The organism is Pseudomonas sp. LBUM1670, assembly GCF_059695695.1.
In genome coordinates, this window is sequence record NZ_CP166783.1 from 4,877,826 (window position 1) to 4,901,369 (window position 23,544).

At 58.0% G+C, this 23,544-nt stretch carries 22 protein-coding genes and 1 pseudogene; 14 read left to right on the forward strand and 9 right to left on the reverse strand.

Features of this window, described 5'->3' with window-relative positions:
- The first annotated feature begins 161 nt into the window (after positions 1 to 161).
- Positions 162 to 542 (forward strand): aspartate 1-decarboxylase, encoded by a 381-nt coding sequence (gene panD, locus ACA073_RS22260; RefSeq protein WP_003228271.1) that lies wholly within the window; start codon positions 162 to 164, stop codon positions 540 to 542.
- Positions 543 to 762: 220 nt separating this feature from the next.
- Positions 763 to 2,427 (forward strand): glucose-6-phosphate isomerase, encoded by a 1,665-nt coding sequence (gene pgi, locus ACA073_RS22265; protein WP_461953205.1) that lies wholly within the window; start codon positions 763 to 765, stop codon positions 2,425 to 2,427.
- A 22-nt stretch (positions 2,428 to 2,449) separates the two neighbouring features.
- Here pgi and ACA073_RS22270 read toward each other — a convergent pair.
- Positions 2,450 to 2,554, reverse strand: a pseudogene (locus ACA073_RS22270) (metal ABC transporter ATP-binding protein); the annotation flags it as partial.
- 66 nt (positions 2,555 to 2,620) lie between these two features.
- Here ACA073_RS22270 and acs point away from each other — a divergent pair.
- The 5 genes from acs (at position 2,621) to ACA073_RS22295 (ending at position 10,076) form a co-directional block, all read left to right on the forward strand.
- Complete coding sequence (acs, locus tag ACA073_RS22275) at positions 2,621 to 4,558, forward strand: acetate--CoA ligase (RefSeq protein ID WP_497399524.1); 1,938 nt, start codon at positions 2,621 to 2,623, stop codon at positions 4,556 to 4,558.
- Between the two features lie 129 nt (positions 4,559 to 4,687).
- On the forward strand, positions 4,688 to 5,560 hold the full coding sequence (locus tag ACA073_RS22280; protein WP_497399526.1) for an oxygenase MpaB family protein: 873 nt from the start codon (positions 4,688 to 4,690) through the stop codon (positions 5,558 to 5,560).
- A 158-nt stretch (positions 5,561 to 5,718) separates the two neighbouring features.
- A complete protein-coding gene (locus tag ACA073_RS22285) occupies positions 5,719 to 6,735 on the forward strand; it encodes a class I SAM-dependent rRNA methyltransferase (protein ID WP_461953202.1) in 1,017 nt (338 codons plus the stop codon).
- A gap of 93 nt (positions 6,736 to 6,828) precedes the next feature.
- Positions 6,829 to 9,780, forward strand: coding sequence for a DUF748 domain-containing protein (locus ACA073_RS22290; protein WP_497399528.1), 2,952 nt, complete (start codon positions 6,829 to 6,831; stop codon positions 9,778 to 9,780).
- Complete coding sequence (locus tag ACA073_RS22295) at positions 9,780 to 10,076, forward strand: DUF2845 domain-containing protein (RefSeq protein ID WP_497404192.1); 297 nt, start codon at positions 9,780 to 9,782, stop codon at positions 10,074 to 10,076. The genes ACA073_RS22290 and ACA073_RS22295 overlap by 1 nt, the downstream gene beginning before the upstream one ends.
- A gap of 269 nt (positions 10,077 to 10,345) precedes the next feature.
- On the opposite strand, the gene ACA073_RS22300 is transcribed toward ACA073_RS22295, so the two are convergent.
- Positions 10,346 to 10,702, reverse strand: a complete 357-nt coding sequence (locus tag ACA073_RS22300; protein WP_497399530.1) for a BON domain-containing protein — start codon at positions 10,700 to 10,702, stop codon at positions 10,346 to 10,348.
- Between the two features lie 317 nt (positions 10,703 to 11,019).
- The gene (locus tag ACA073_RS22305) at positions 11,020 to 11,430 is read right to left on the reverse strand and encodes a pilin (RefSeq protein ID WP_497399532.1); all 411 of its coding nucleotides are present in this window, start codon (positions 11,428 to 11,430) and stop codon (positions 11,020 to 11,022) included.
- A gap of 225 nt (positions 11,431 to 11,655) precedes the next feature.
- Between ACA073_RS22305 and pilB the strand changes: the two genes are divergently transcribed.
- The 6 genes from pilB to ACA073_RS22335 all read left to right on the forward strand — a co-directional run bounded on the left by pilB (position 11,656) and on the right by ACA073_RS22335 (position 17,052).
- On the forward strand, positions 11,656 to 13,356 hold the full coding sequence (gene pilB, locus ACA073_RS22310) for a type IV-A pilus assembly ATPase PilB (RefSeq protein WP_497399534.1): 1,701 nt from the start codon (positions 11,656 to 11,658) through the stop codon (positions 13,354 to 13,356).
- A gap of 2 nt (positions 13,357 to 13,358) precedes the next feature.
- Positions 13,359 to 14,576: a type II secretion system F family protein gene (locus ACA073_RS22315; RefSeq protein ID WP_497399536.1), complete on the forward strand. Its 1,218-nt coding sequence runs from the start codon at positions 13,359 to 13,361 to the stop codon at positions 14,574 to 14,576.
- A 1-nt stretch (position 14,577) separates the two neighbouring features.
- On the forward strand, positions 14,578 to 15,450 hold the full coding sequence (locus tag ACA073_RS22320) for a prepilin peptidase (RefSeq protein ID WP_497399538.1): 873 nt from the start codon (positions 14,578 to 14,580) through the stop codon (positions 15,448 to 15,450).
- Positions 15,447 to 16,070, forward strand: coding sequence for a dephospho-CoA kinase (coaE, locus tag ACA073_RS22325; RefSeq protein ID WP_497399540.1), 624 nt, complete (start codon positions 15,447 to 15,449; stop codon positions 16,068 to 16,070). The genes ACA073_RS22320 and coaE overlap by 4 nt, the downstream gene beginning before the upstream one ends.
- On the forward strand, positions 16,067 to 16,267 hold the full coding sequence (yacG, locus tag ACA073_RS22330) for a DNA gyrase inhibitor YacG (protein WP_205886664.1): 201 nt from the start codon (positions 16,067 to 16,069) through the stop codon (positions 16,265 to 16,267). Before coaE ends, yacG begins: the two co-directional genes overlap by 4 nt.
- A 230-nt stretch (positions 16,268 to 16,497) precedes the next feature.
- Positions 16,498 to 17,052 (forward strand): magnesium transporter, encoded by a 555-nt coding sequence (locus ACA073_RS22335; RefSeq protein ID WP_497399542.1) that lies wholly within the window; start codon positions 16,498 to 16,500, stop codon positions 17,050 to 17,052.
- Between the two features lie 52 nt (positions 17,053 to 17,104).
- Here ACA073_RS22335 and ACA073_RS22340 read toward each other — a convergent pair whose 3' ends face one another.
- The 5 genes from ACA073_RS22340 to ACA073_RS22360 are packed head-to-tail and all read right to left on the reverse strand — an operon-like array spanning position 17,105 to position 22,142.
- The gene (locus ACA073_RS22340) at positions 17,105 to 17,422 is read right to left on the reverse strand and encodes a cytochrome C oxidase subunit IV family protein (RefSeq protein WP_497404194.1); all 318 of its coding nucleotides are present in this window, start codon (positions 17,420 to 17,422) and stop codon (positions 17,105 to 17,107) included.
- Positions 17,423 to 17,435: 13 nt separating this feature from the next.
- A complete protein-coding gene (locus ACA073_RS22345; protein WP_497399544.1) occupies positions 17,436 to 18,149 on the reverse strand; it encodes a heme-copper oxidase subunit III family protein in 714 nt (237 codons plus the stop codon).
- A 6-nt stretch (positions 18,150 to 18,155) separates the two neighbouring features.
- On the reverse strand, positions 18,156 to 18,848 hold the full coding sequence (locus tag ACA073_RS22350; RefSeq protein ID WP_497399546.1) for a cytochrome c oxidase subunit 3: 693 nt from the start codon (positions 18,846 to 18,848) through the stop codon (positions 18,156 to 18,158).
- Positions 18,845 to 20,620 (reverse strand): cytochrome c oxidase subunit I, encoded by a 1,776-nt coding sequence (gene ctaD, locus ACA073_RS22355; protein ID WP_497404196.1) that lies wholly within the window; start codon positions 20,618 to 20,620, stop codon positions 18,845 to 18,847. Before ctaD ends, ACA073_RS22350 begins: the two co-directional genes overlap by 4 nt.
- A gap of 43 nt (positions 20,621 to 20,663) precedes the next feature.
- Complete coding sequence (locus ACA073_RS22360; protein WP_497399548.1) at positions 20,664 to 22,142, reverse strand: cytochrome c oxidase subunit II; 1,479 nt, start codon at positions 22,140 to 22,142, stop codon at positions 20,664 to 20,666.
- 308 nt (positions 22,143 to 22,450) lie between these two features.
- Between ACA073_RS22360 and ACA073_RS22365 the strand changes: the two genes are divergently transcribed.
- A complete protein-coding gene (locus tag ACA073_RS22365) occupies positions 22,451 to 22,786 on the forward strand; it encodes a hypothetical protein (protein WP_497399550.1) in 336 nt (111 codons plus the stop codon).
- Positions 22,787 to 22,842: 56 nt separating this feature from the next.
- Here ACA073_RS22365 and ACA073_RS22370 read toward each other — a convergent pair whose 3' ends face one another.
- A complete protein-coding gene (locus ACA073_RS22370; protein WP_497399552.1) occupies positions 22,843 to 23,532 on the reverse strand; it encodes an energy-coupling factor ABC transporter permease in 690 nt (229 codons plus the stop codon).
- Positions 23,533 to 23,544 lie beyond the last annotated feature (12 nt).

Consider the following 23,544-nt stretch of genomic DNA (forward strand, 5'->3'; position numbering starts at 1 on the left):
TCGCGAATGCGGTAGGTCATTCAGCATCATTGCTGACTGACCTACCGCATTCGCGAGCAAGCCCGCTCCCACATTGTTTTTTGTGTCTGCCTCCAGATATTGCTGCCCACAATCGCTTCGGGCAAACTGCCCGCCGTTCGATTCCGACCTGGGAAACACTCATGCACGCCATCATGCTCAAGGCCAAGCTGCATCGCGCCGAAGTCACCCACGCAGTTCTCGATTACGAAGGTTCCTGCGCCATCGACGGCGAATGGCTGGACTTGTCCGGCATCCGTGAATACGAACAGATCCAGATCTACAACGTCGACAACGGCGAACGCTTCACCACCTACGCGATTCGTGGCGAAGAAGGTTCGCGCATGATCTCGGTCAACGGCGCCGCGGCGCACAAGGCCAAGGTCGGCGACCGTGTGATCATCTGCGCTTACGCTCACTACAGCGAAGCCGAGCTGCTCAACTTCAAGCCGCGCATGCTCTACATGGCGCCGGGTAACGAGTTGAGCCACACCAGCAATGCCATTCCGGTTCAGGTTGCCTGACCGAACCTTCTCTTCCGTTTGTCGGACCGTTCCCTGCTTCATGTACAAAAAAGTACCGGGAACGGGTCAGACAAAGTCAAGACAGATCGCAGCGCGAGGTTTACTGTATTCGCCCTGTGCCATGAAATCGTGTCGACGCAGTTGACCGGACGCCCACCCACAGCGCTCCGGGATTTTTAGTGTTCAAAAGGCCGTTCAAGTAAAAAGGAAACCCGCAGCGATGGCGTACTACCGCACTCCTCACGACGTGACCGCTCTGCCCGCCTGGCAAGCGCTGAATGACCACCGCCAAGCCATGCAGGATTTCAGCATGCGCGAAGCTTTTAATGCCGACCCGCAGCGCTTTACTCAATTCACCCTGAGCAGTTGCGGCCTGTTTCTCGACTACTCGAAGAACCTGATCAACGCCGAGACCCGCGATCTGCTGGTGGGCCTGGCCAACGAAGTCGACCTTCAGGGCGCGATCAAAGCGCTGTTCGACGGCGAAATCGTCAACTCTTCCGAAGGACGTCCGGCCCTGCACACTGCACTGCGCCGCCCTGTGGGCGAAAAGCTGTCGGTGAATGGCGTCAACGTGATGCCGGAAGTACACAAGGTTTTGAACCAGATCACCGACCTCGTGGGCCGCATCCACGACGGTCTGTGGCGCGGCTACACCGAGAAGCCGATCACCGACGTGGTGAACATCGGCATCGGTGGCTCGTTCCTCGGCCCCGAGCTGGTGTCCGAAGCGCTGCTGTCCTACGCCCAGAAAGGCGTGCGTTGCCACTACCTGGCAAACATCGACGGCAGTGAGTTCCACGAGCTGACCATGAAGCTGCGCGCCGAGACCACGCTGTTCATCGTCTCGTCGAAATCCTTCAACACCCTCGAAACCCTGAAGAACGCCCAGGCCGCTCGCGCCTGGTACCTGGCTCAGGGCGGTTCGGAAGCCGAGCTGTACCGTCACTTCATCGCGGTCTCGAGCAACAACGCCGCCGCTGTGGCGTTCGGTATCCGCGAAGAAAACATCTTCCCGATGTGGGACTGGGTCGGCGGTCGTTACTCGCTGTGGTCGGCCATCGGTTTGCCGATTGCCCTGGCCATCGGCATGTCCAACTTCAAGGAACTGCTGTCCGGTGCCTACACCATGGACCAGCATTTCCAGAGCGCGCCGTTCGAACAGAACATGCCGGTGCTGCTGGCCTTGCTCGGCGTCTGGTACGGCAACTTCTGGGGCGCGCAAAGCCACGCGATCCTGCCGTACGACCACTACCTGCGTAACATCACCAAGCATTTGCAACAGTTGGACATGGAATCCAACGGCAAGAGCGTGCGTCAGGACGGCACGCCGGTGTCCACCGACACCGGTCCGGTGATCTGGGGTGGCGTCGGTTGCAACGGTCAGCACGCGTATCACCAGTTGCTGCACCAGGGCACCCAACTGATCCCGGCCGACTTCATTGTGCCGATCGTCAGCTTCAATCCGGTCTCCGATCACCACCAGTGGCTGTACGCCAACTGCCTGTCGCAAAGCCAGGCGCTGATGCTCGGCAAGACCCGCGCCGAGGCTGAAGCCGAGCTGCGGGACAAGGGCATGGCCGAAGCGGACGTACAGAAACTCGCGCCGCACAAGGTGATCCCGGGCAACCGTCCGAGCAACACGTTGGTGGTCGAACGCATCAGCCCGCGCCGTCTCGGCGCACTGGTGGCGATGTACGAACACAAAGTCTTCGTGCAAAGCGTGGTCTGGGGCATCAACGCCTTCGACCAGTGGGGCGTGGAGTTGGGTAAAGAGCTGGGCAAAGGCGTCTACAACCGCCTGGTCGGCAGCGAAGAAACCCCGGCTGACGATGCGTCGACCCAAGGGCTGATCAACTACTTCCGCGGTCGTCACCGCGGGTGATCTGACGGTTCACTGCTTTACCCTGTGGGAGCGGGCTTGCTCGCGAATGCGGTGTGTCATTCAACGATGATGTTGACTGGCACACCGCTTTCGCGAGCAAGCCCGCTCCCACAGTTGTTTGGTGTATGACTTGAACCCGTTGATCACTCGGCGCATCTTTATCTTTGTCGCAAAACAAGAATAAGGAACCGTCATGTTCGATATCAGCACGTTCCCCAAAGCCGATGCCGTCCGCCGGGCCGCACAACTCAGTCAGGACGACTACAAGCGCCTGTATCGCCAATCCATCGAACACCCCAGCACGTTCTGGGCTGAGCAGGCCACACGCTTCCTCGACTGGAGTGCACCGTGGGATACCGTCCAGCGCTATAACCTGAAAACCGGTGAAGCGAGCTGGTTTGCCGGCGGAAAGTTGAATGTCAGTTACAACTGCATCGACCGTCACCTGGAAAAACGTGGCGATCAGATCGCAATCATCTGGGAAGGCGATGACCCTGCCGAGTCCACCCAGATCACCTACAAAAAACTGCATCACTACGTCTGCCGCCTGGCCAACGTGCTCAAAAGCCGTGGCGTGAAGAAAGGCGACCGCGTGTGCATCTACATGCCGATGATCCCCGAAGCCGCCTACGCGATGCTCGCCTGCACGCGGATCGGTGCGGTGCATTCGGTGGTGTTTGGCGGGTTCTCCCCCGATTCTGTACGTGACCGGATTCTCGACGCCGACTGCCGCACCGTGATCACCGCCGATGAAGGCGTGCGCGGCGGCAAATTCGTGCCACTCAAAGAGAAGGTCGACAAGGCGCTGCAAAGTTGCCCGAATGTCAGCACCGTGATCGTGGTCGAGCGCACTCAGGGCGAAGTCAACTGGGTCGAAGGTCGCGACCTCTGGTATCACCAGGCCTTGCGCGACGTCAGCGACGATTGCCCGGCCGAACCGATGGACGCCGAAGACCCGTTGTTCATCCTCTACACCTCCGGCAGCACGGGCAAACCCAAAGGCGTGCTGCACACCACCGGCGGTTATCTGCTGCAAGCGGCGATGACCTTCAAGTACGTGCTCGACTACCGCGACGAAGAAGTCTTCTGGTGCACCGCCGATGTCGGCTGGGTCACCGGCCACAGTTACATCGTCTATGGGCCGCTGGCCAACGGCGCGACCACGCTGATCTTCGAAGGCGTGCCGAGCTACCCGAGCAGCGCACGCTTCTGGCAGGTCATCGACAAACACCACGTGAACATCTTCTACACCGCCCCCACCGCCCTGCGCTCGCTAATGCGCGAAGGCCCCGAACCGTTGAAGGAAACGTCCCGGGCAAGCCTCAGATTACTCGGCAGTGTCGGTGAGCCAATCAACCCGGAAGCGTGGGACTGGTACTTCAACGCCGTCGGCGAACAGCGTTGCCCGATCGTCGATACCTGGTGGCAGACCGAAACCGGCGGCATCATGCTCAGCCCGCTGGTCAGCGCGCAACGGATCAAACCCGGCTGCGCCACGCAACCGATGTTCGGGGTGCAACCGGTGCTGCTCGACGAAGTGGGCAAGGAAATCAAAGGCGCCGGCAGCGGCGTGCTGGCGATCAAATCCAGCTGGCCGGCGCAAATCCGCAGTGTCTATGGCGACCCGCAGCGGATGGTCGATACCTACTTCAAACCCTACCCCGGTTACTACTTCACCGGCGACGGCGCGCGCCGCGACGAGGACGGCGATTACTGGATCACCGGGCGCATCGACGACGTGATCAACGTTTCCGGCCACCGCATCGGCACCGCCGAAGTCGAAAGCGCCCTGGTGCTGCACGACAGCATCGCCGAGGCCGCCGTGGTCGGTTACCCTCACGACGTCAAAGGTCAGGGCATCTATGCCTTCGTCACGCCCATGAACGGCACCGAACCCACCGACGAATTGAAGAAGGAACTGCTGGCCCACGTCAGCAAGGACATCGGCAGCTTCGCCAAACCGGACCTGATCCAGTGGGCACCGGCCTTGCCGAAAACCCGTTCGGGCAAGATCATGCGGCGGATTTTGCGCAAGATCGCCTGCAACGAACTCGACAGTCTGGGCGACACGTCGACCCTGGCCGATCCAGGCGTGGTTCAGGACCTGGTCGATAAACGCCTCAACCAGTAACGCCTTGCCCTTGTAGGAGTGAGCTTGCTCGCGATGAACTCAAGCGCGCCGCGTTTATTCAGGAAATACGCGTTATCGTTAACGTCCATCGCGAGCAAGCTCGCTCCTACAGAAACCTACAGAGTCGCCATGGAATTCATCCGCAGCCGTATCGAAACCCAAGTCATGAGCCTCTCCGGTCTGTCCCTCGGCAAGCTCGACCTGGAAAACCCCAAGGGCGATCCCGGCCTGTTCGGACCCGATTCGGTGAGTTGGCAGGTGCACGGCGACTTCAGCAGCATGCTCATCGGCGGTATCAGCGCGCTGATGCTGCAAGCCCTGCACCCCTTGGCGCTGGCCGGGGTCTGGGACCATTCGAATTTCCGCGAGGACATGCTCGGTCGCTTGCGCTGCACCGGGCAGTTCATTTCCGGCACCACCTTTGGCTCGCGCAAAGATGCCGACTGGCTGATCGAGAAAGTCCGCACCATCCATCTGCAAGTGACCGGCACCGCGCCGGATGGCCGGCCTTACGCTGCCAGTGACCCCGACCTGCTGACCTGGGTGCACGTGGCCGAGGTCAGCAACTTCCTCGCGGCGCATTTGCGTTACCGCAATCCGCACTTGTCGGCGGCCGACCAAGACCGTTATTACGATGAAATCGCCGTGGTCGCTGAACGCCTCGGTGCCCGTGAGGTGCCCCGTTCGCGGCAGGAAATGGCCGATTATCTTGAACGAGTCCGCCCGCAACTGCTGTGTGACGAACGCAGCCGCGAAGTCCTGCGCCTGTTGTTGAACGCGCCCTCCCCCAGCCGTTTGGCCAAGCCGTTCGGTGGATTGATGATGCAGGCCGGCGTCGATCTGCTGCCGGACTGGGCCAGCGACATGCTCGGCGTGCGCCAAAGTCCGCTGCAACGCACGCTGATCCGTGCCAGCGTCAACCGCAGTGCACCGATGCTGCGCTGGGCCGTGCGCAATGGCTCGGTGCATAGGGCCAAACGACGCATGGGATTGCTGACCTGAAAAAAAGCTTAAAAGCTTCGCGAGCAAGCCCGCTCCCACAGGGTTATGTGTTCACAAATCCAATGTGGGAGCGGGCTTGCTCGCGAAGGCAGCACCTCGGTCTGCCGCCAAGCTGTTAAACTCCCGCGCCAAATTCCCTCCCCTGCAAGGCGCCCAGCATGTCTTCCTTGAATCAGGCGCTGCGCGCCGCCCTCGAACATCGCCAGGACCTGCTTGCCGAACTGCATCAGCAAGGCACCGATTGCTATCGCTTGTTCCATGGCAGCCAGGAAGGCGCCGGTGGCCTGACCATCGACCGCTACGGCCCGCAACTGTTGGTGCAGAGCTTTCACCAGTCGCTGGAGCGCGATGCCCTGTTGCAACTGCACGAGGCGATCAATCAACACCTGGGCTTCGAGACTCTGCTGGTCTACAACGACCGCTCCCGGGGCAACTCGCGCATCGACCGCGAAGACACTGTCTACCGCGCCGACGAAGCCGCCCTGCAAGATCTTGTCGGCCACGAATGGGGCCTGAATTACCGGGTTCGCGGTCGACACGCCGGTCAGGACCCGCTGCTGTTCCTCGACCTGCGCAACACCCGCGGCTGGGTCAAGGAACACAGCCAGAACAAAAGCGTGCTGAACCTGTTTGCCTACACCTGCGGCGTCGGCCTGAGCGCTGCGGCCGGTGGCGCGAGCGAGGTATGCAATCTGGATTTCGCCGAGGGCAATCTGGCGGTCGGCCGCGAAAACGGTCTGCTCAATCCGCAGTTGCCGACCATGCAGTTCATCCAGTCCGATTACTTCCCGGCCATTCGCCAACTCGCCGGTCTGCCCATCAGTCAGCGCCGCGGGCAGAAATTGCCGAGCTATCAACGCCTGGAACAACGTCAATACGACCTGGTTTTGCTGGACCCCCCGGCCTGGGCCAAGAGCGCTTTCGGCACCGTCGACCTGCTGCGCGACTACCAGAGCCTGCTCAAACCCGCGCTGCTGACCACCGCCGACAATGGCGTGCTGATCTGCTGCAACAACCTGGCAAAAGTCAGCATGGACGACTGGCGCGAGCAGGTTTTGCGCTGTGCGGAAAAGGCCGGGCGGCCGGTGCGCGAATGGACAGTGATGAAACCGGGCGGCGATTTCCCGTCCATGGATCAACAGCCACCGCTGAAAACCCTGATCCTGCAGCTCTGAAAATCAACGGAAAAATCAGATAAATCCTATAACGCTGGGTGACTTCTGAACCGGATTCGCGTGCCATACTCCAACGCACTCCGATTCAAACAGATGAAGCCGCACATGCCCAAAGGATTGATCCGCGCTATCGGCGCCTTGTTGACTGCTCTGGCCCTCTACAGCCTGCTGGGGTTTCTGATTTTGCCGGGCATCACGTTGCGGGTGGTCAACCAACAGTTGGCCAACTACGCCACGACGCCCGCCACCATTCAGCGAATCGAACTCAACCCCTTCAGCCTTGAAGTCACCCTGTGGGGCCTGATCATCGGCGAGCCGGGCAAGGAACAGGTCGGCTTCGAACGTCTGTACGCCAACCTGCAGATCGACAGTCTGTGGACCAAAGCGCTGCACGTGTCTGATATCGAGCTGGACAAACCCAAGACCGAAATCCTCTTCGGCAAGGACGGCAAACTCAACTTGCTTGGCCTGTTCAAATTGCCGGCGAGCGAGCCGACGCCGGCGGACCCGAACGCCAAAGCGTTTCCGCTTCGCGTAGAGCGGATCAAACTGGCCGACGGTTATGTGCACTTCCAGGACGCTCGCCCGAGCGAGCCCATCGAATTTCTCTATGACAAGCTCGATTTCGAGCTGAAAAACCTCAGCACGTTGCCAGAAGACAACGCCGACATGACGCTGGTCGCGGTCGGCCCGGGGGGTGGGCAAATCGACTGGACCGGTAACTTCAGCCTGATCCCGATCGCCTCCGAAGGTAAGCTGAAAGTCACCGACGGCCAGATGAAAGTCTGGTGGCCGTACGTGCGTGACGCGCTGCCGCTGGTGCTGGAAAACGGCGTCCTGAACCTGAGCACCGACTACAAACTCAACCTGTCCAAGGAAACCGAACTGCTGCTGAGCAACGTCGCGATCAGTGTCGCGCCCTTCGCCATCAACGCCCCGGACGGTCGCCCACTGGCGAAACTCGCGCGACTGGATGTCACCGACACCACGGTGGATCTGGCCAAACAGCAAGTGGTAGTGGGCAAGATCCGCAGCAATAAACTGGAAACCTGGGCGGGGCTTGAAGCTGACGGCCAACTCGACTGGCAGAAACTGTTCGCCAGTCAACCGTCCAAAGCAGCGGCCAAGGCCAAAGCCGAACCCGTCAGCACGCCAGCGGCAGCCGACTCACCCAAGCCTGAACCGGCGCCGCCAAACAAGCCTTGGCAAGTGCTGTTGAAAGATGTGCAGTTGCGCGATTACAAAGTGCACCTGGCTGATCGAAAAGCGCAACCCGCCGTGACGCTGGACCTGAGCCCGCTGAACCTGGACCTGCAGAATTTCGACAGCCTCAATGGCTCGCCTTTTACCCTCAAGCTCGATACCGGCGTAGGCAAGCAAGGCAAGATCAGCGCCGATGGCGAGGTCAATCTGGCCCCGGTCAGCGCCAGACTCAACGTGCAAAGCAAGGACATCGACCTGCGGGTTGCCCAGTCCTACATCAACCCGTTCATTCGCCTCGAACTGCGCAGCGGCATGCTCGGCAGCGACCTGGCGGTCAACCTGAAAAGCACCGAGCCGTTGGCACTCAGCGTGACAGGACGCGCGCAGATCGATCAGCTTCACACCCTCGACACCCTGAAAACACGTGACTTCCTCAAGGGGCAACAGGTGGTGGCCGAGGGTCTGAATTATCAGCACGGCGACAGCCTGTCGATCGACAAGGTCAACCTGTTCAAGCCCTATGTGCGCTTCATGATCAACGATGACCGCACCACCAACGTCGATGACCTGCTGATCCCGCAACCGCCCGATTCCGGTGCCAAAACCATTGCAGCCAAACCCGCCAGCAAGGACAAACCGCTGGGTATCCACATTGGCGGGATAGTCATCAGTGACGGTTCGGCCAACTTTGCCGACTTCAGTTTGACCCCGAACTTCGCCACCGTCGTGCAACAGCTCAACGGCCAGATCGGCCCCATCGACAGTGGCCAGGCGAAACCGGCGATCGTAGACGTCAAGGGCAAGGTCGATCGTTATGCGCCGGTGACCATCAAGGGCTCGGTCAACCCGTTCGACCCGATGGCCAGCCTTGATATCACCACCAGCTTCAAGCGGGTGGAACTGACCACGCTGACGCCCTACTCCGGCAAGTTCGCCGGCTATCGCATCCGTAAGGGCCGGCTCAATCTTGACCTGCATTACCTGATCACCAAAGGTCAGCTCAAGGCTGAAAACAAAGTGGTGGTCGAGCAATTGCAGCTCGGTGAAAAAGTCGACAGCCCCGACGCCACCAGCCTGCCTCTGAAGCTGGCCATCGCCCTGCTGAAGGACGTCGATGGCAAGATTTCCATTGAACTGCCCGTGACCGGCGACCTGAATAATCCACAGTTCAGCGTCATGCCGATTGTCTGGCAGACCCTGCGCAACCTGATCGTCAAGGCCGCCGCCGCGCCGTTCAAAATGATCGGCGGGCTGGTCAGTGGCGGAGGCTCGGAAGACTTGGGCACGGTGTCGTTTGCGCCGGGTTCCAGCGACCTGAGCAAAGAGGCCGAAGGTTCGTTGGTCAAGCTGTCCCAGGCCCTCAAGGAACGTCCGGCCCTGCGCCTGGAAATCGAAGGCACCGCTGCCGCCAGCAGTGATGGCCCGCTGATCGCCGAGCAACGCCTGGAACGGGAATACCAGTACAACTACTACAAAATGCTCCAGCGTCGCGGCGACAAGGTGCCGGCGCAGGCCTCGTTGCTGCAAGTGCCGGACGGCGAGAAAGGTCCGCTGCTGGAAGGCATCTACCGCATCCGCCTGAAAACCCAGCCGCCCGCCGAATGGAAAGACCTGGGCAAAGAAGAACGCACCGCGAAAATGCGCGCGGACGTGATCAAGTTCTGGAGTTCCAGCGACGTGCTGTTGCGCCAACTGGGCCAGGACCGCGCCAGCAGCATCAAGGACTATCTGGTCGACAAGGGTCAATTGGCCGATGACCGGGTGTATTTCATCGACGCCAGCCTCGGCCAAGCGGAAAGTAACGGTAAGGTGGTGACACCACTGCATCTGGACGCCGAATGATGATCAGACAATTGCTGTTCGGCCTGACACTGGCCATGGCGGCCAATCAGGCCTCTGCCGCCGATACCCTGCGCTGCGGCAGTCAGTTGGTCAGCGTCGGGGACAGGTCCAGCGAAGTGCTGCAGAAATGCGGCGAACCGGTCAGCCGCGATCTGTTGGGCTACAAGCGCAGCGCCAATCGGCGGGAAGAGTTCCAGGTCGAGGAATGGACCTACGGGCCTAACAGCGGGATGTATCAGTACCTGCGGTTTGAAGGGAATCGCCTGAGACAGATCACCAGCAAGCGCGGTAACTGAACCCGTCACAAAACCAATGTGGGAGCGGGCTTGCTCGCGAAAGCGGTGTATCAGTCACCATCAATGTTGCCTGACACTCCGCTTTCGCGAGCAAGCCCGCTCCCACATTTGATCTTTATTGTCTTCCAAATAGAACAGGCCCCGACACGAATGTCGGGGCCTGTAATGGCCACATCCTTATGGCCGTCGCATGAACTCTCAAGTGGCGGCAGACGTATGACTCGGCTCGTCTGCCGCGTCTTCTCCCGGTTCAGGCGAGAAGTCTTGCCTTACTCGGCTTTCAGGCCGTCAGCGGAGACCGCTTTGACGCCTTTGATTTTCTTGGTGATGGCCACAGCAGTGGCTTTCTGAGCGTCAGTCACCGCGACGGTAGACGACAGGGAAACAACGCCTTTGTTGGTTTCAACCTTGATATCGGTACCAGGAATGCCTTTTTCGGTAACCAGGTCAGTTTTTACTTTAGTGGTGATCCAGGTGTCCTTAGTGGCATCTGTAGCTTCGGTCACTTCACCGGCGGCCAGCACCATTGGCGACTGGGTAGCCTGGGTGGTTTGTGCAAATGCAGCGTTGGCCATGGTCAGGGTCAGCGCGGTAGCAGTAGCGGCAGCGATAGCGAACTTCTTCATACGAGTAACTCCTGTTTTTTCATAAAGTCTGCTGCGTGTCTTGTCAGCAGGGTTACTCGGTATATTGCGAACGCTGTGCCAACGTTGAGACAAGGAAAAAGTCTATGAAAATCAGCATGTTACAGAAACGGTAAATTTTCGGAATCATGCAAATTGCATGACTTTGAATATATGTACATGCAAGTTGCGGGTTTTGACGTGGGCCTAAGGCCATGAATTGTCGGGATATTCTTGATTATTTACATTGCGCCTCAAATAACGGATAAAAAAATGCCCCGCGTTGTGAAGGCGGGGCAACGGGCAGACCTGGAAATGGATCAGACGCCGGGGCAACCAGTAGGCGCGTACTCTTTAAGTACCGTCGTGGCGCAAGTCCAGCCACCGGCGAGCGTGCGCGAAAGCGTGATGGTCTTGCCGGCCACCAGACCGTTTGCATTGAGGAGCGTGCAGCCAATACTGCCAACACCAGTAGTGGTGGCGCCCGCCACCGCAATCGTACAATTGCCTGTGGTCGCGCTAACGCCGAGCAGAGGGAGGGTGGGGGCGGTGCCTTGATTCATAATGTCTTCGTAGGGGGCCTTCAATGCGGATATTTCAGCAAGACCGGCGGTGACCTTCGCCCGCGACTGATACTTCGAATACTGCGGCAGCGCAACCGACGCCAGAATCCCGATGATCGCCACCACGATCAGCAGTTCGATAAGGGTAAAACCTTTCTGAGTATTCATAGACGAGCTCCATGCATGAGTCGAAATCTCATGATCTGAACTAGCCGCAGCATAGCCCGTGCCAAACCCTCGCCCCCGTGTTTTCAGGGGACAAAAGCAACGCACCGCCCTTTTCTACCCCCAGGATCCGCACTATCTGACACTTTTTGTCACCTGAACAGCGCTGGTTTGGTTCCACCGGTTGACTAGGCTATAAGTCATGAACTGTCTGGATCCGGTATCCCAATGAATGACATCGCCCTTAGCGGTCTGGCCAAGCAATTGGTCCTGGCCGAACTGCTCACTGATCAAAGCGCGCAACAGGCGTATCAGCAGGCCCAACGCCAAAAACTCACACTGGTCAATTATCTGGTGCAGAACAAACTGGTGAATAGCCGTCAGGTTGCGGAGATCGCCTCGGAACATTTCGGCATGGCGCTGCTGGACCTCCACTGCCTGGACAAAGAGTCCCAACCCAAAGAACTGGTCAGCGAAAAACTGATTCGCCAGCACCACGCCCTGCCCCTCTGGCGGCGCGGCAACAAGTTGTTCGTCGGGGTTTCCGACCCGACCAATCAGCAGGTCACCAGCGATATCCAGTTCAGTACCGGGCTGAACACCGAAGCCATTCTGGTGGAGGACGACAAGCTCAGCGACGCCATCGAGCGATTCTTCGACAGCCACAGCACCGGCCTGGAAGACATGGCCGATGTCGACCTCGATAGCGTCGACATCGAGTCGATCAATGACAACAACCAAGACGCCATCGCCGGGCAGGATGCCGACGACGCGCCGGTGGTGCGCTTTGTCAACAAGATGCTGCTCGACGCGATCAAGAGCGGCTCATCCGACCTGCATTTCGAACCCTACGAAAAAACCTACCGCGTGCGGGTGCGCACCGACGGCATGCTGCGGGAAGTCGCCAGGCCACCGATTCAGCTCTCCGGCCGCATCGCCGCACGCCTGAAAGTCATGGCCAGCCTCGACATCTCCGAGCGGCGCAAACCACAGGACGGGCGGCTCAAGATGCGCCTGTCCAAGAGCAAGTCCATCGACTTCCGGGTCAATACCCTGCCGACCCTGTGGGGCGAGAAAGTGGTGATCCGGATTCTCGACCCGTCCAGCGCACAAATGGGCATCGACGCTCTCGGCTACGAGCCGGAACAGAAAGACCTGTACATGGCCGCGCTGAAGCAGCCGCAAGGGATGATCCTGGTGACCGGCCCCACCGGTTCGGGCAAGACCGTGTCGCTCTACACCGGGCTGAATATTCTCAACACTGTGGACATCAATATCTCCACCGCCGAAGACCCGGTGGAGATCAACATGGAAGGCATCAACCAGGTCAACGTCAATCCCAAGCAGGGACTGGGTTTTGCCCAGGCACTGCGCTCGTTTTTGCGCCAGGACCCGGACGTGATCATGGTCGGCGAAATCCGTGACCTGGAAACCGCCGAGATCGCCATCAAGGCCGCCCAGACCGGGCACCTGGTGCTGTCGACCCTGCACACCAACAGCGCGGCGGAAACCCTGACCCGCCTGCACAACATGGGCATTCAGGGGTTCAACATCGCGACGTCGGTCAGCCTGATCATCGCCCAGCGCCTGGCGCGCAAACTGTGCAACCAGTGCAAGAAGCCCATCGATATTCCCCGTGAGGCGTTGATCAAGGAAGGCTTCCCCGAGGAACGCATTGGCTCGTTCACGATCTATGAGCCGGTCGGTTGCGATCAGTGCAACGGTGGCTACAAGGGGCGCGTGGGGATTTATGAAGTGGTGAAGAACACACCAGACCTGCAACGGCTGATCATGGCCGAAGGCAATTCGCTGGAAATCGATATCCAGATGCGCAAGGACGGCTTCAACGACCTGCGTACTTCCGGGCTGATCAAGGCCATGCAGGGCATCACCAGCCTTGAAGAAATCAACCGGGTCACCAAGGACTGAACATGGCGGTCAAAGCAGCGAAAATCAGTGTGTACGCTTGGGAAGGCACCGATAAAAAAGGCACGAAAATGACCGGCGAACTCACCGGTCAGAACCCGGCGTTGATCAAGGCGCAATTGCGCAAGCAAGGCATCAACCCCGGCAAGGTGCGCAAGAAGTCCGCCTCGATTCTCAACCTCGGCCAACGCATCAAGGCTCATGACATTGCCCTGTTCACCCGGCAGATGGCGACCATGATGAAAGCCGGTGTGCCGCTGTTGCAGTCGTTCGACATCATTGGCGAAGGCTTCGATAACCCGGCCATGCGTAAACTGGTGGACGAAGTGAAACAGGAGGTCGCGGCGGGTAACAGCTTCGCCGCGGCCCTGCGCAAAAAGCCCCAGTATTTCGACGAGCTCTATTGCAACCTGGTGGATGCCGGCGAGCAGGCCGGCGCGCTGGACACCCTGCTGGAGCGCGTCGCGACCTACAAGGAAAAGAGCGAAAGCCTCAAGGCCAAAATCAAGAAAGCCATGACTTATCCGCTGGCCGTGGTGTTCGTCGCGATCATCGTCACCGGGATTCTGCTGATCAAGGTGGTGCCGCAGTTCAAGTCGGTGTTTGAAGGGTTTGGTGCCCAACTGCCAGCGTTCACGGTGATGGTCATCGGCCTTTCGCAGTTCATGCAGGATTGGTGGTGGTTGATGCTTGGCGTGCTGATCGCAGTGATATTCGGTGTGCGTCACGCCTTCAAGACATCGCAAGGCTTTCGGGACTGGACAGACACCTGGCTGCTGAAACTGCCGTTGATTGGCTCGTTGATGCACAAGTCCGCCGTGGCCCGTTACGCCCGTACACTGTCGACCACCTTCGCCGCCGGCGTCCCGCTGGTGGAGGCGCTGGAGTCAGTGGCGGGCGCGACCGGCAACATCGTGTTCAAGCGTGCGGTGCTGCGCATCAAGCAGGATGTGTCGACAGGGATGCAACTGAACTTCTCCATGCGCACCTCAGGCGTCTTTCCGAACATGGCGATTCAGATGACGGCCATTGGCGAAGAGTCCGGCGCACTGGACGACATGCTCGACAAGGTCGCCAATTTCTATGAGGCCGAGGTCGACAACATGGTCGACAACCTCACCAGCCTGATGGAGCCGTTCATCATGGTGGTGCTGGGGGTTATCGTCGGCGGCCTGGTGGTTGCGATGTACCTGCCCATTTTCCAACTCGGCTCAGCGATCTGACATGCTCTTGAACGAAATCCTGATCCTGTACCCGCTGGTGTTTGTCGTCATTGCGCTGGTGATCGGCTTGCTGGTCGGCAGCTTCCTCAACGTGGTGATCTGGCGCCTGCCGAAAATGCTCGCACGCGAGTGGCGACTGCAGGCCTATGAAATTCTCGGTTTGCCTGGCGAAACACCGCTTCCGACCTACAACCTGATGCTGCCCCACTCCCAGTGCCCGCACTGTGGGCACCGGATTCGCGCCTGGGAAAATATCCCGGTGCTCAGTTATGTGTTTTTACGTGGACGATGCTCAAGCTGCGCAACGCCCATCAGCAAACGCTACCCGTTGACCGAACTGGCCTGCGGCCTGCTGTCGGCGTTCATCGCCTGGCATTTCGGATTCGGGTGGCAGTCCGTGATGGCGTTGGTACTCAGTTGGGGCCTGTTGGCCATGAGCCTGATCGACGCCGAGCATCAACTGTTGCCGGATGTACTGGTGCTGCCGCTGCTGTGGCTGGGACTGATCGTCAACAGTTTCGAGTTGTTCGTGCCGTTGACTGAGGCACTGTGGGGCGCAATTGCTGGCTACATGGCGCTGTGGTCGGTATTCTGGCTGTTCAAGCTGATCACCGGCAAGGACGGCATGGGTCACGGCGATTTCAAGCTGTTGGCCATGCTGGGCGCCTGGGGTGGCTGGCAGATTTTGCCGCTGACCCTTCTGTTGTCGTCCCTGGTCGGTGCCGTTATCGGCGTGATTTTGCTGAGCCTGCGCAACGCGAAAACCTCGACACCGATCCCCTTCGGTCCCTATCTGGCGATTGCCGGCTGGATTGCGTTGCTCTGGGGTGGTCAAATAACCGGCTTCTATTGGCAGTTTGTCGGTTTGGAATGAATACCCCTGTGGAAAAACCCTGGATTCTCGGCCTGACCGGCGGCATCGGCAGCGGCAAAAGTGCGGCTGCCCAGCACTTCATCGACCTGGGCGTGCACGTGGTCGATGCCGATCATGCGGCGCGCTGGGTGGTCGAACCGGGCCGCCCGGCGCTGGCGCAGATCGCCGAACATTTCGGCCCCGGCGTGTTGCAAGCCGACGGTCAACTGGATCGTGCGGCGTTGCGCAAACTGATCTTCGAAGTGCCGGAGGAACGCCGCTGGCTGGAAGCCTTGCTGCATCCGCTGATCGCCGAAGAAATCGCCCATCATTTGGCGCTGGCAAAATCACCTTATGCGATTCTGGTTTCGCCGTTGCTGATCGAGTCCGGCCAGTACGCCATGACCCAGCGCGTGCTGGTGATCGATGCGCCCGAACAGTTACAGATCGAACGCACCCTGCAGCGTGACCAGACCAGCGAACAACAGGTCCAGGCGATCCTCAAGGCCCAGTCCAGTCGCCAGGATCGCGTGAGCCATGCCGACGAAGTGGTGGTCAACGACCGCGACCTCGCCTGGCTGCACAGCGAGGTCGAACGCCTGCATCACTATTACCTAACTTTGCGTGGAGGCCAGTCATGAGCCAGACCCCAACCGTCAATTGCCCAACTTGCGGCGCCCCTGTCGAATGGGTTGCCAGCAACGTCAACCGGCCGTTCTGTTCGGATCGTTGCAAACTGATCGACCTGGGCGCATGGGCATCGGAAGAGCACAAGATTCCAGTGGCCCCGGATGCCGAGGACGAGTTGTTCAGCGGCGATTTCGACCCGCGTCACTGATCCCGATCGTCAGGGGCGTGACTTGTACCAGACATCGACGAGGTGGCCAGACCCTGACGCCTCCTTCCTGATCTTGACACCAATCTACAAGCATGCTAGCGAGTGCTATACTTCCTTCGAATTGCATGAAGTGTGCAACGTTGCCCACGGCAACAATACCGATGGTTAATCTCAGTTAATCGCTGCTAGACAGAGGAGGTCTGCAGCAAACACGAGATGAGAGGTGTGGCATGAACCGACACTATTACATCAGTGACAATCTCGACGATCTTGAAGCCGTTGAAAATGAACTGGAAGCCAACGGCATCGATACCGAACAAATTCATGTGCTCAGTGAAAAAGTTGCTGACGTGGAAGAACATCACCTTCACGAAGTTAACTCGTTGATGAAACAAGATGTCGTTCACTCCGGCGAGATTGGTGCAGTGATCGGTGTGCCGCTCGCGGCATTGATCCTTGCCGGTGCCTATTGGCTGGGTTGGACCGAATCAGCCGCAGGCTGGGTGCCTTTTATCTTCCTTGCCGTCGTTGTATTGGGCTTCTGCATCTGGGAAGGCGGTTTTTTTGGTATCCAGGTACCGAACGCTCACTTCCGCAATTTCAAACAGATGGTAGATATGGGCAAACATGTCTTCTTCGTGGACGTTGAGCCGAACCAGGAATCAGTATTGGAACGGGTCATCGAACATCATCCAACGTTGACGATCGCCGGCACGGGAACAGCAGCTCCCCACTGGACAGTAGCCTGGCTGCACAGATGGCATCAGTTCAAACGAACGATATAAAACCATATATTGCGGGGTAGCCCCCGGAGGCTTGAGGCCATCCGGGAGTTGCTTATTGGCCGAAGAAAATGACCCGGCTGAGGAACACATAGTCCGCCTCGGTGGCCATCAGTCCGATGAGCACCAGTAAACACAAAGGTGGCATCAATATGGCGTAGACCAAAGCCAACCGTTCCCAGGCCATATGCATGAAGATGGAGACAATCAAACCTGCCTTCAGCAACATGAAAGTGATAATCAGGGTCCACCTGAGATAGCCGTGGAAGTGGAAATAGTCGACAAGATACGACAGCGTGCTGAGAACGAATAACAGCCCCCAGATTTTAAGGTACAAACTGATTGGATGTTGCTGACCTTGAGCATGCGCCATCATCAGTGCTCCTCTACCACAAATAGAAGAAAGCAAAAATAAACACCCACACCAAATCCACGAAGTGCCAGTAAAGCCCGGCTATCTCGACGTTCTGATAGTTTCCGGAGCGCTCATAATCTCCGCGCATTACTTTCATCGCCACAATGCTGAGGTAGAGGGCGCCGATTGACACATGCAGTCCGTGGAAACCGGTAATCATGAAAAAGCTGGCACCAAATTGCGCCGCCCCCATGGGGTTCCCCCAGGGACGCACCCCTTCGGCGATGAGCTTGCTCCATTCAAATGCCTGCATGCCGACGAAGGCCACCCCCAAGGCAGCGGTCGCCAGCATCAGCGCTGTGGTTTTCGCGCGATCACGGCGATAGGCGAAATTGACTGCCATGGCCATCGTGCCGCTGCTACTGATCAGCACAAAGGTCATGATGGCGATCAGAATAAGCGGGATTTCTCGACCGCCGATCGTCAAGGCAAACACTTCACTGGGGTTCGGCCAGAGGTCAGTGATGGTCATGCGTACCGACATGTAGCCGGTTAAAAAACAGGTGAATATAAAAGTATCGCTGAGCAGGAATATCCACATCATCGCCTTGCCCCAGGGGACCTGTTTGAAAGCCTCCCTATCCGAGGACCAGTCGCTGGCAATGCCCTCCCATCCCGGTGCAGGCGGCGAGCCTGGTGGGTTGGATGAGCCGGACTCGCTGGGGGCTTGTGGATGCGATGCCATGGCTTTTCACCTCAGGCCGCAGAATCTGGCGATGGCTTCAAAGGTTTGCGGCGTGCTGGTCAGCAGCGCGAATAGCACGAACCAAAGACCCAGTAAGTAATGCCAATAGATGGCACAGAGTTCTACGCTGGCGCTGAGTTGCGGTAACGGCACGCGCTGCAGGAATTTAGCGAAGATTATGCTCCAGGCGATCAGCCCGCCCAGCAGGTGGAGCCCATGCATGCCGGTCAACAGGTAGAAGAAACTGTTGGCCGGATTGCTGGCGACAAAGTAGCCCCAGGCGACAAACTGCTGCCAGACCCAGAGTTGCCCCACCAGAAAGGCAATGGCAAATACGCCCCCCAATGCAAAACCAATGACCGTTGCACCCGGTCGAGCCTGTCGGGCGGCCATGCGCGACCACTGCAGTGCGATGCAACTGAACACTAGAAAAGCCGAATTCAGCCAGAGTTGCCATGGATTGGCCAGCGGCGCCAAGGGCTCTGTCAGGGGTAGCCAGTCGGCCATTTGTGAGCGGGCGATAAAGGCGATCAGGAAGAGAAAGAATAACGAGCTCACCACCGCCAGAAACAAGCGCAGACCTGTTTTTGCGATTTGGCTTCTATTGGCACCCTCGGCGGCCTGACTACCTTCAGGATCGCGACTCCAACTGCCACCGGGGTCCGCGCCGTCGGCGTTTCTCAAGAACAATCTGTTCATGTTTTAACGTCCGCTATCCTGGTTCCGGCACTGAGTTGCCGCAGTTGCTCCAACTCCTCGGCGGAGACCGTTTGTGGAACGAAATCCTGTTCTATCCCCGGCACACTGTAGTCATAGGCCCAGCGATGCACGACCGGCAGCTTCTCTCCCCAGTTGCCGTGTATCGGCGGGGTGTTTGGCGTTTGCCATTCCAGACTGGCCGCGCCCCAGGGATTACTGCCTGCGGGCTTGCCTTTAAATACACTCCAGGCCAGGTTGAACAGGAACAGCAACTGGGAAACGCCGACGATCAATGCGACCACCGTAATGAAGGCATTCAACTCCTGCGCCGACTGCGGAATGAACGCGTAGTTTTCATAGGCGTAGTAGCGGCGTGGCATGCCCTGAAAACCCAGATAGTGCATGGGGAAGAAGATGGCGTAGGTGCCCAGAAAGGTAATCCAGAAATGCAACTTGCCGAGGGTGTCGTTCAACATGCGACCGGACACTTTCGGGAACCAATGATAAATGCCGCCGAACACCACCAGTACCGGTGCGACACCCATGACCATATGGAAATGGGCTACGACAAAGTAGGTGTCCGAGAGCGGAATATCGACAATCACATTGCCGAGAAACAACCCGGTCAGACCGCCCACCAGGAAGGTGACGATAAAGGCCAGGGCAAACAGCATCGGCACGGTCAGATGGATGTCGCCCCGCCACAGGGTCAGGACCCAGTTGTAGACTTTCAGAGCGGTCGGCACCGCGATGATCAAGGTGGTGACGGCGAAGAAAAAGCCGAAGTACGGGTTCATTCCGCTGACATACATATGGTGCGCCCAGACCACAAAGCTGAGTACGCCAATCGCAATAATGGCCCACACCATCATTCGGTAGCCGAAGATGTTTTTACGTGCATGCGTGCTGATCAGGTCGGAGACCAGACCAAACGCGGGGAGAGCAACGATATAGACTTCCGGGTGGCCGAAGAACCAGAACAGATGCTGGAACAATATCGGGCTGCCACCTTGGTGATCGAGCTGCTGCCCCAACGAGATCATCGCTGGCATAAAGAAACTGGTGCCCAGCAGTTTGTCGAACAGCATCATGACCGCACTGACAAACAACGCCGGGAAAGCCAGCAAGGCCATGATCGAGGCCATGAAGATTCCCCATACGGAGAGCGGCATGCGAAACAATGTCATGCCGTGCGTACGCGCCTGCAACACCGTGGTGACGTAGTTCAACCCGCCCATGGTGGTTGCGACAATAAAAATCGCCAGAGAGACGAGCATCAATACGATGCCCCACTCAGTCCCCGGTGTCCCCTGAGTAATGGATTGTGGCGGATAAAGCGTCCAGCCCGAACCGGTGGGGCCGCCAGGGACAAAGAAACCGGCGAGCAACACCAGTACCGCTAGCAGGTAGAACCAATAACTCAGCATGTTGACATAGGGGAAGACCATGTCGCGTGCGCCCACCATCAGTGGTATCAGATAGTTGCCGAAGCCCCCCAGAAACAAGGCCGTCAGCAAGTAAATGACCATGATCATGCCGTGCATGGTCATCGCCTGATAGTAAGCACTGGCGTCCATGAACGCTAAACTGCCGGGGAAACCTATCTGCATGCGCATCAAGCCGGACAACACCACGGCGATAACACCCACGAACAAAGCCGTCAGGGAGTATTGAACGGCTATGACCTTGTGGTCCTGACTCCAGATGTATTTGGTCAGGAAACTTTTAGGCTCGTGCAGTGCTTCTGTTTCGGCTTGCTCCGCATAGGCCATCACGTCATCCTCCTGTCGAAGTTTCGGTGTATTTCTGGCTGCTTTACGGCTGCTTCCCTGTCTCCGCCTTGCTCGCGTCAGCGTCGGCATTCGCTTTGGATTTGATGAACGCGATCAGCGCGTCCAATTCCTTATCGCTCGGCGTCAAGGCCGGCATGAGGGCTGCATAGCCCTTGACGATTTTGGCACCGGGATTAAGAACCGATTCCTTTAGATAGCCTTCATCGGCCTTTATGCTCGTACCGTCGGCAAGGGTGACTGTCGTGCCATACAGGCCCTGCCAAGTGGGGCCGACGCCCTTGTTGCCATCGACACTGTGGCAGGCCAGACAACCGAGCGACTGAGCCAACTGTTGTCCCTGCGCCACCAAGTCCTCACCTGGAGCCGACGCTCCGCCGGCAGGAACTTCATTGTCTTGCGGTGTACCGCTCAGTGATTTGATCAAGGCGACGAGTGCACCCAGTTCATCGTCATTGAGAGTATAGGCCACCATGACCGGCGGGTAGTTCTGCACCAGTCGGGCCTGCGGATCGAGGATCGACTCTTTCAGGTAGGCTTCATCGACCTGCACGCTGGTGCCATCGGCAAGTTGTTCAGTGCGGCCGAACAGCCCCTTCCATCCCGGGCCGAGACTGGAACTGCCATCCTGGCTATGGCAGGCACCGCAGCCATATTTTTCCGCCAACTGGCGGCCTTTTTCCACGACGCTGCCTGAGCTGGGCCTGGCAGCTGTCGTTAATGTCTGTGCGAAGGTCGGTTGGCTGCTGAGCCATTGATCGAAGGCGCCCTGCTCTTCCACGATCATCTGGCCGCGCATATTGTAATGACCCAAGCCACAATACTCAGCGCAAAGGATTTCATACTTCCCGGTTTTAGTCGGTGTAAACCAGAAGTACGACACCATCCCAGGCACCATATCCATCTTGCTGCGAATTTGCGGAATATAGAAGTTGTGCAACACGTCTTTAGAACGCAGTAAAACTTTCACCGGCTGATCCAGCGGAAGTCTGACTTCATTGTTTTTTATAAGCACATCGTCCTGTCCGGCAGGATCCTTGGGATCAACGCCGAAGGGGTTGGCGGAATCAACCAACTTGATTTCCGACTTGCCCAGCTTCCCGTCTTTGCCCGGAAAACGAAAGGCCCACTGCCACTGCTGGGCGACCACTTCAAGTTCATAAGCATTTTTCGGCACCCGGATGAAATCACTGTAAACAACCAGACCGGGCGCCAGCATTGCGGCAATACCTATCGAGGTAACGACAATCAACCAAAACTCCAACTTTTTACTTTCTGGCTGGTAGTGCGCCCTGGCACCCTCCTTGTGACGATAACGCATCACGGCGACTGCCATGAATACCGTGATGGCGATGAAAAATATTCCGCTAATGATCAGGGTGATGAACAGCGTGGTGTCTATTGATCCCCAGTTGGACGCTGCCGGTGTTGCATGCCAAGGCGCAAGTATATGGAAGAGCACTGATGCAATAACGATGAGTATCAAGACAATTGCTATTGCCATTTTCTCTTCATCCTATTCCTGTTGCTCATTGGTTATGCGCAAGCATCGCCACTGACGTCCAAGCAGGGCAGACAAGTGCCACCGTGGTGGCAAAGTCAGTAAAAAGTATAGTGCCATCGGGTTGTGCCGTGAGGCTGGCAAGCGAGATCCGGTAGCCAGCTATACTGAACTTCTGATTACGGACGGCAAAGATCGGCCAGAAGCGACCCCAAAAGACGAACCCTGCCTATGCGTAATAGTCAGAAAAGTGATGGCATTGAGTAGAAACGAGAGCTACAGAATCCAGCAGCCACGACGGAGGTTTCGTTATGAGTGCCCTGACGATCGAAGGCTGGTGCAAAACCAGCGCCGACCAAAAATCCACCCCAATAGGTGAAATCCATTTTTACGTCGATGGCCCCCTTCATCTGCGCCTGGAGCAGGCTGAAGAACACCTGCAGAAGTCCCATGAGCGTGAAGCCATGGTTGATGTCGACATGAGCACCTTGGATTTGATCCTGCCAGAGGGATACGCCCCCTTGTCCGACTGCCAAATGCGCGTCTATTTGCACCACGAGCGTGGTCAGTACCATTTGGTCGGGCACCGAGCGAGCGACGGTTGCTTGATCTATAGCAACGCGGTTTTGATTGATCAGCAGATTTAGGGAAACGCTGAAAAACGGAGTATGGGATCGTCAGCATTTGGCGGATCTGAAAGGGATCAAGACTTGGGATCGTCGTCCTTCCAGGGCGCCGACAGATAGCGCGTGCGGTTGAAGGTTTCCAGCCATTCCGGGGAGAACACCACCAGCGCGCTAACCACCATGCCGTTGATGAACGCCTCTGGAAAAATGATCAGCCACAGGTAACCGACAAAATCTTCCAGCCAATAGGGCATGGCGAACAGTTCGTCGAACCATAGCAACCAGAGCGCCAGCAGCAGGCACAGCAGTGCCGATAGCGCCGCTGCAAAGAAACCGGAAACGAAGATATACACGAAGGGATTTCGCGGTTGTGCTCGCTCTACCAGGATTGCGCAGCATTCGGTGACCAGCACGGGCAGCAGAATAAACAGCGTGCCATTCACCCCCATTGCGACCATGTCCTGACGGCCGAGCAGTACCAGGCCGGTTTGTGCGACCAGTCCGCCGACGATTGCCAGCGGCCAGTCCAGGAGCAGGGTGACTGCGGTCATGCCGAGGAAGTGATAAGACACGCCCGTGTCGAAATCCCGGCGTACCAGCCAGAGCATGAATAGCGCGAAGACTGTGCCGAATAACAGGTGCTGGCGGCGTCTGTCGCTGAACAGTTCGACCCACGGGGCTCGTGCGATGGCCCAGATCAGTGCCGGGACGTAGATCAGCCAGCCGACGGTGAGGGTTTCGGGGGACAGCAACTCGGCGCCGATCATGGTTGGGTGGGC

Excerpts from the sequence above, each read along its gene's own strand:
- ACA073_RS22340 (WP_497404194.1), bottom strand. The coding sequence starts at position 17,422 with ATGGCGCATGCTCAAGGTCAGCAACATCCAATCAGTTTGTACCTTAAA.
- ACA073_RS22335 (WP_497399542.1), top strand. The coding sequence starts at position 16,498 with ATGAACCGACACTATTACATCAGTGACAATCTCGACGATCTTGAAGCC.
- pgi (WP_461953205.1), top strand. The coding sequence starts at position 763 with ATGGCGTACTACCGCACTCCTCACGACGTGACCGCTCTGCCCGCCTGG.
- coaE (WP_497399540.1), top strand. The coding sequence starts at position 15,447 with ATGAATACCCCTGTGGAAAAACCCTGGATTCTCGGCCTGACCGGCGGC.
- ACA073_RS22320 (WP_497399538.1), top strand. The coding sequence starts at position 14,578 with ATGCTCTTGAACGAAATCCTGATCCTGTACCCGCTGGTGTTTGTCGTC.
- ACA073_RS22350 (WP_497399546.1), bottom strand. The coding sequence starts at position 18,848 with ATGAACAGATTGTTCTTGAGAAACGCCGACGGCGCGGACCCCGGTGGC.
- panD (WP_003228271.1), top strand. The coding sequence starts at position 162 with ATGCACGCCATCATGCTCAAGGCCAAGCTGCATCGCGCCGAAGTCACC.
- ACA073_RS22370 (WP_497399552.1), bottom strand. The coding sequence starts at position 23,532 with ATGATCGGCGCCGAGTTGCTGTCCCCCGAAACCCTCACCGTCGGCTGG.
- ACA073_RS22280 (WP_497399526.1), top strand. The coding sequence starts at position 4,688 with ATGGAATTCATCCGCAGCCGTATCGAAACCCAAGTCATGAGCCTCTCC.
- ACA073_RS22290 (WP_497399528.1), top strand. The coding sequence starts at position 6,829 with ATGAAGCCGCACATGCCCAAAGGATTGATCCGCGCTATCGGCGCCTTG.
- ACA073_RS22295 (WP_497404192.1), top strand. The coding sequence starts at position 9,780 with ATGATCAGACAATTGCTGTTCGGCCTGACACTGGCCATGGCGGCCAAT.
- ACA073_RS22305 (WP_497399532.1), bottom strand. The coding sequence starts at position 11,430 with ATGAATACTCAGAAAGGTTTTACCCTTATCGAACTGCTGATCGTGGTG.
- ACA073_RS22285 (WP_461953202.1), top strand. The coding sequence starts at position 5,719 with ATGTCTTCCTTGAATCAGGCGCTGCGCGCCGCCCTCGAACATCGCCAG.
- ACA073_RS22365 (WP_497399550.1), top strand. The coding sequence starts at position 22,451 with ATGAGTGCCCTGACGATCGAAGGCTGGTGCAAAACCAGCGCCGACCAA.
- acs (WP_497399524.1), top strand. The coding sequence starts at position 2,621 with ATGTTCGATATCAGCACGTTCCCCAAAGCCGATGCCGTCCGCCGGGCC.
- ctaD (WP_497404196.1), bottom strand. The coding sequence starts at position 20,620 with ATGGCCTATGCGGAGCAAGCCGAAACAGAAGCACTGCACGAGCCTAAA.
- ACA073_RS22345 (WP_497399544.1), bottom strand. The coding sequence starts at position 18,149 with ATGGCATCGCATCCACAAGCCCCCAGCGAGTCCGGCTCATCCAACCCA.
- ACA073_RS22315 (WP_497399536.1), top strand. The coding sequence starts at position 13,359 with ATGGCGGTCAAAGCAGCGAAAATCAGTGTGTACGCTTGGGAAGGCACC.
- ACA073_RS22300 (WP_497399530.1), bottom strand. The coding sequence starts at position 10,702 with ATGAAGAAGTTCGCTATCGCTGCCGCTACTGCTACCGCGCTGACCCTG.
- yacG (WP_205886664.1), top strand. The coding sequence starts at position 16,067 with ATGAGCCAGACCCCAACCGTCAATTGCCCAACTTGCGGCGCCCCTGTC.
- pilB (WP_497399534.1), top strand. The coding sequence starts at position 11,656 with ATGAATGACATCGCCCTTAGCGGTCTGGCCAAGCAATTGGTCCTGGCC.
- ACA073_RS22360 (WP_497399548.1), bottom strand. The coding sequence starts at position 22,142 with ATGGCAATAGCAATTGTCTTGATACTCATCGTTATTGCATCAGTGCTC.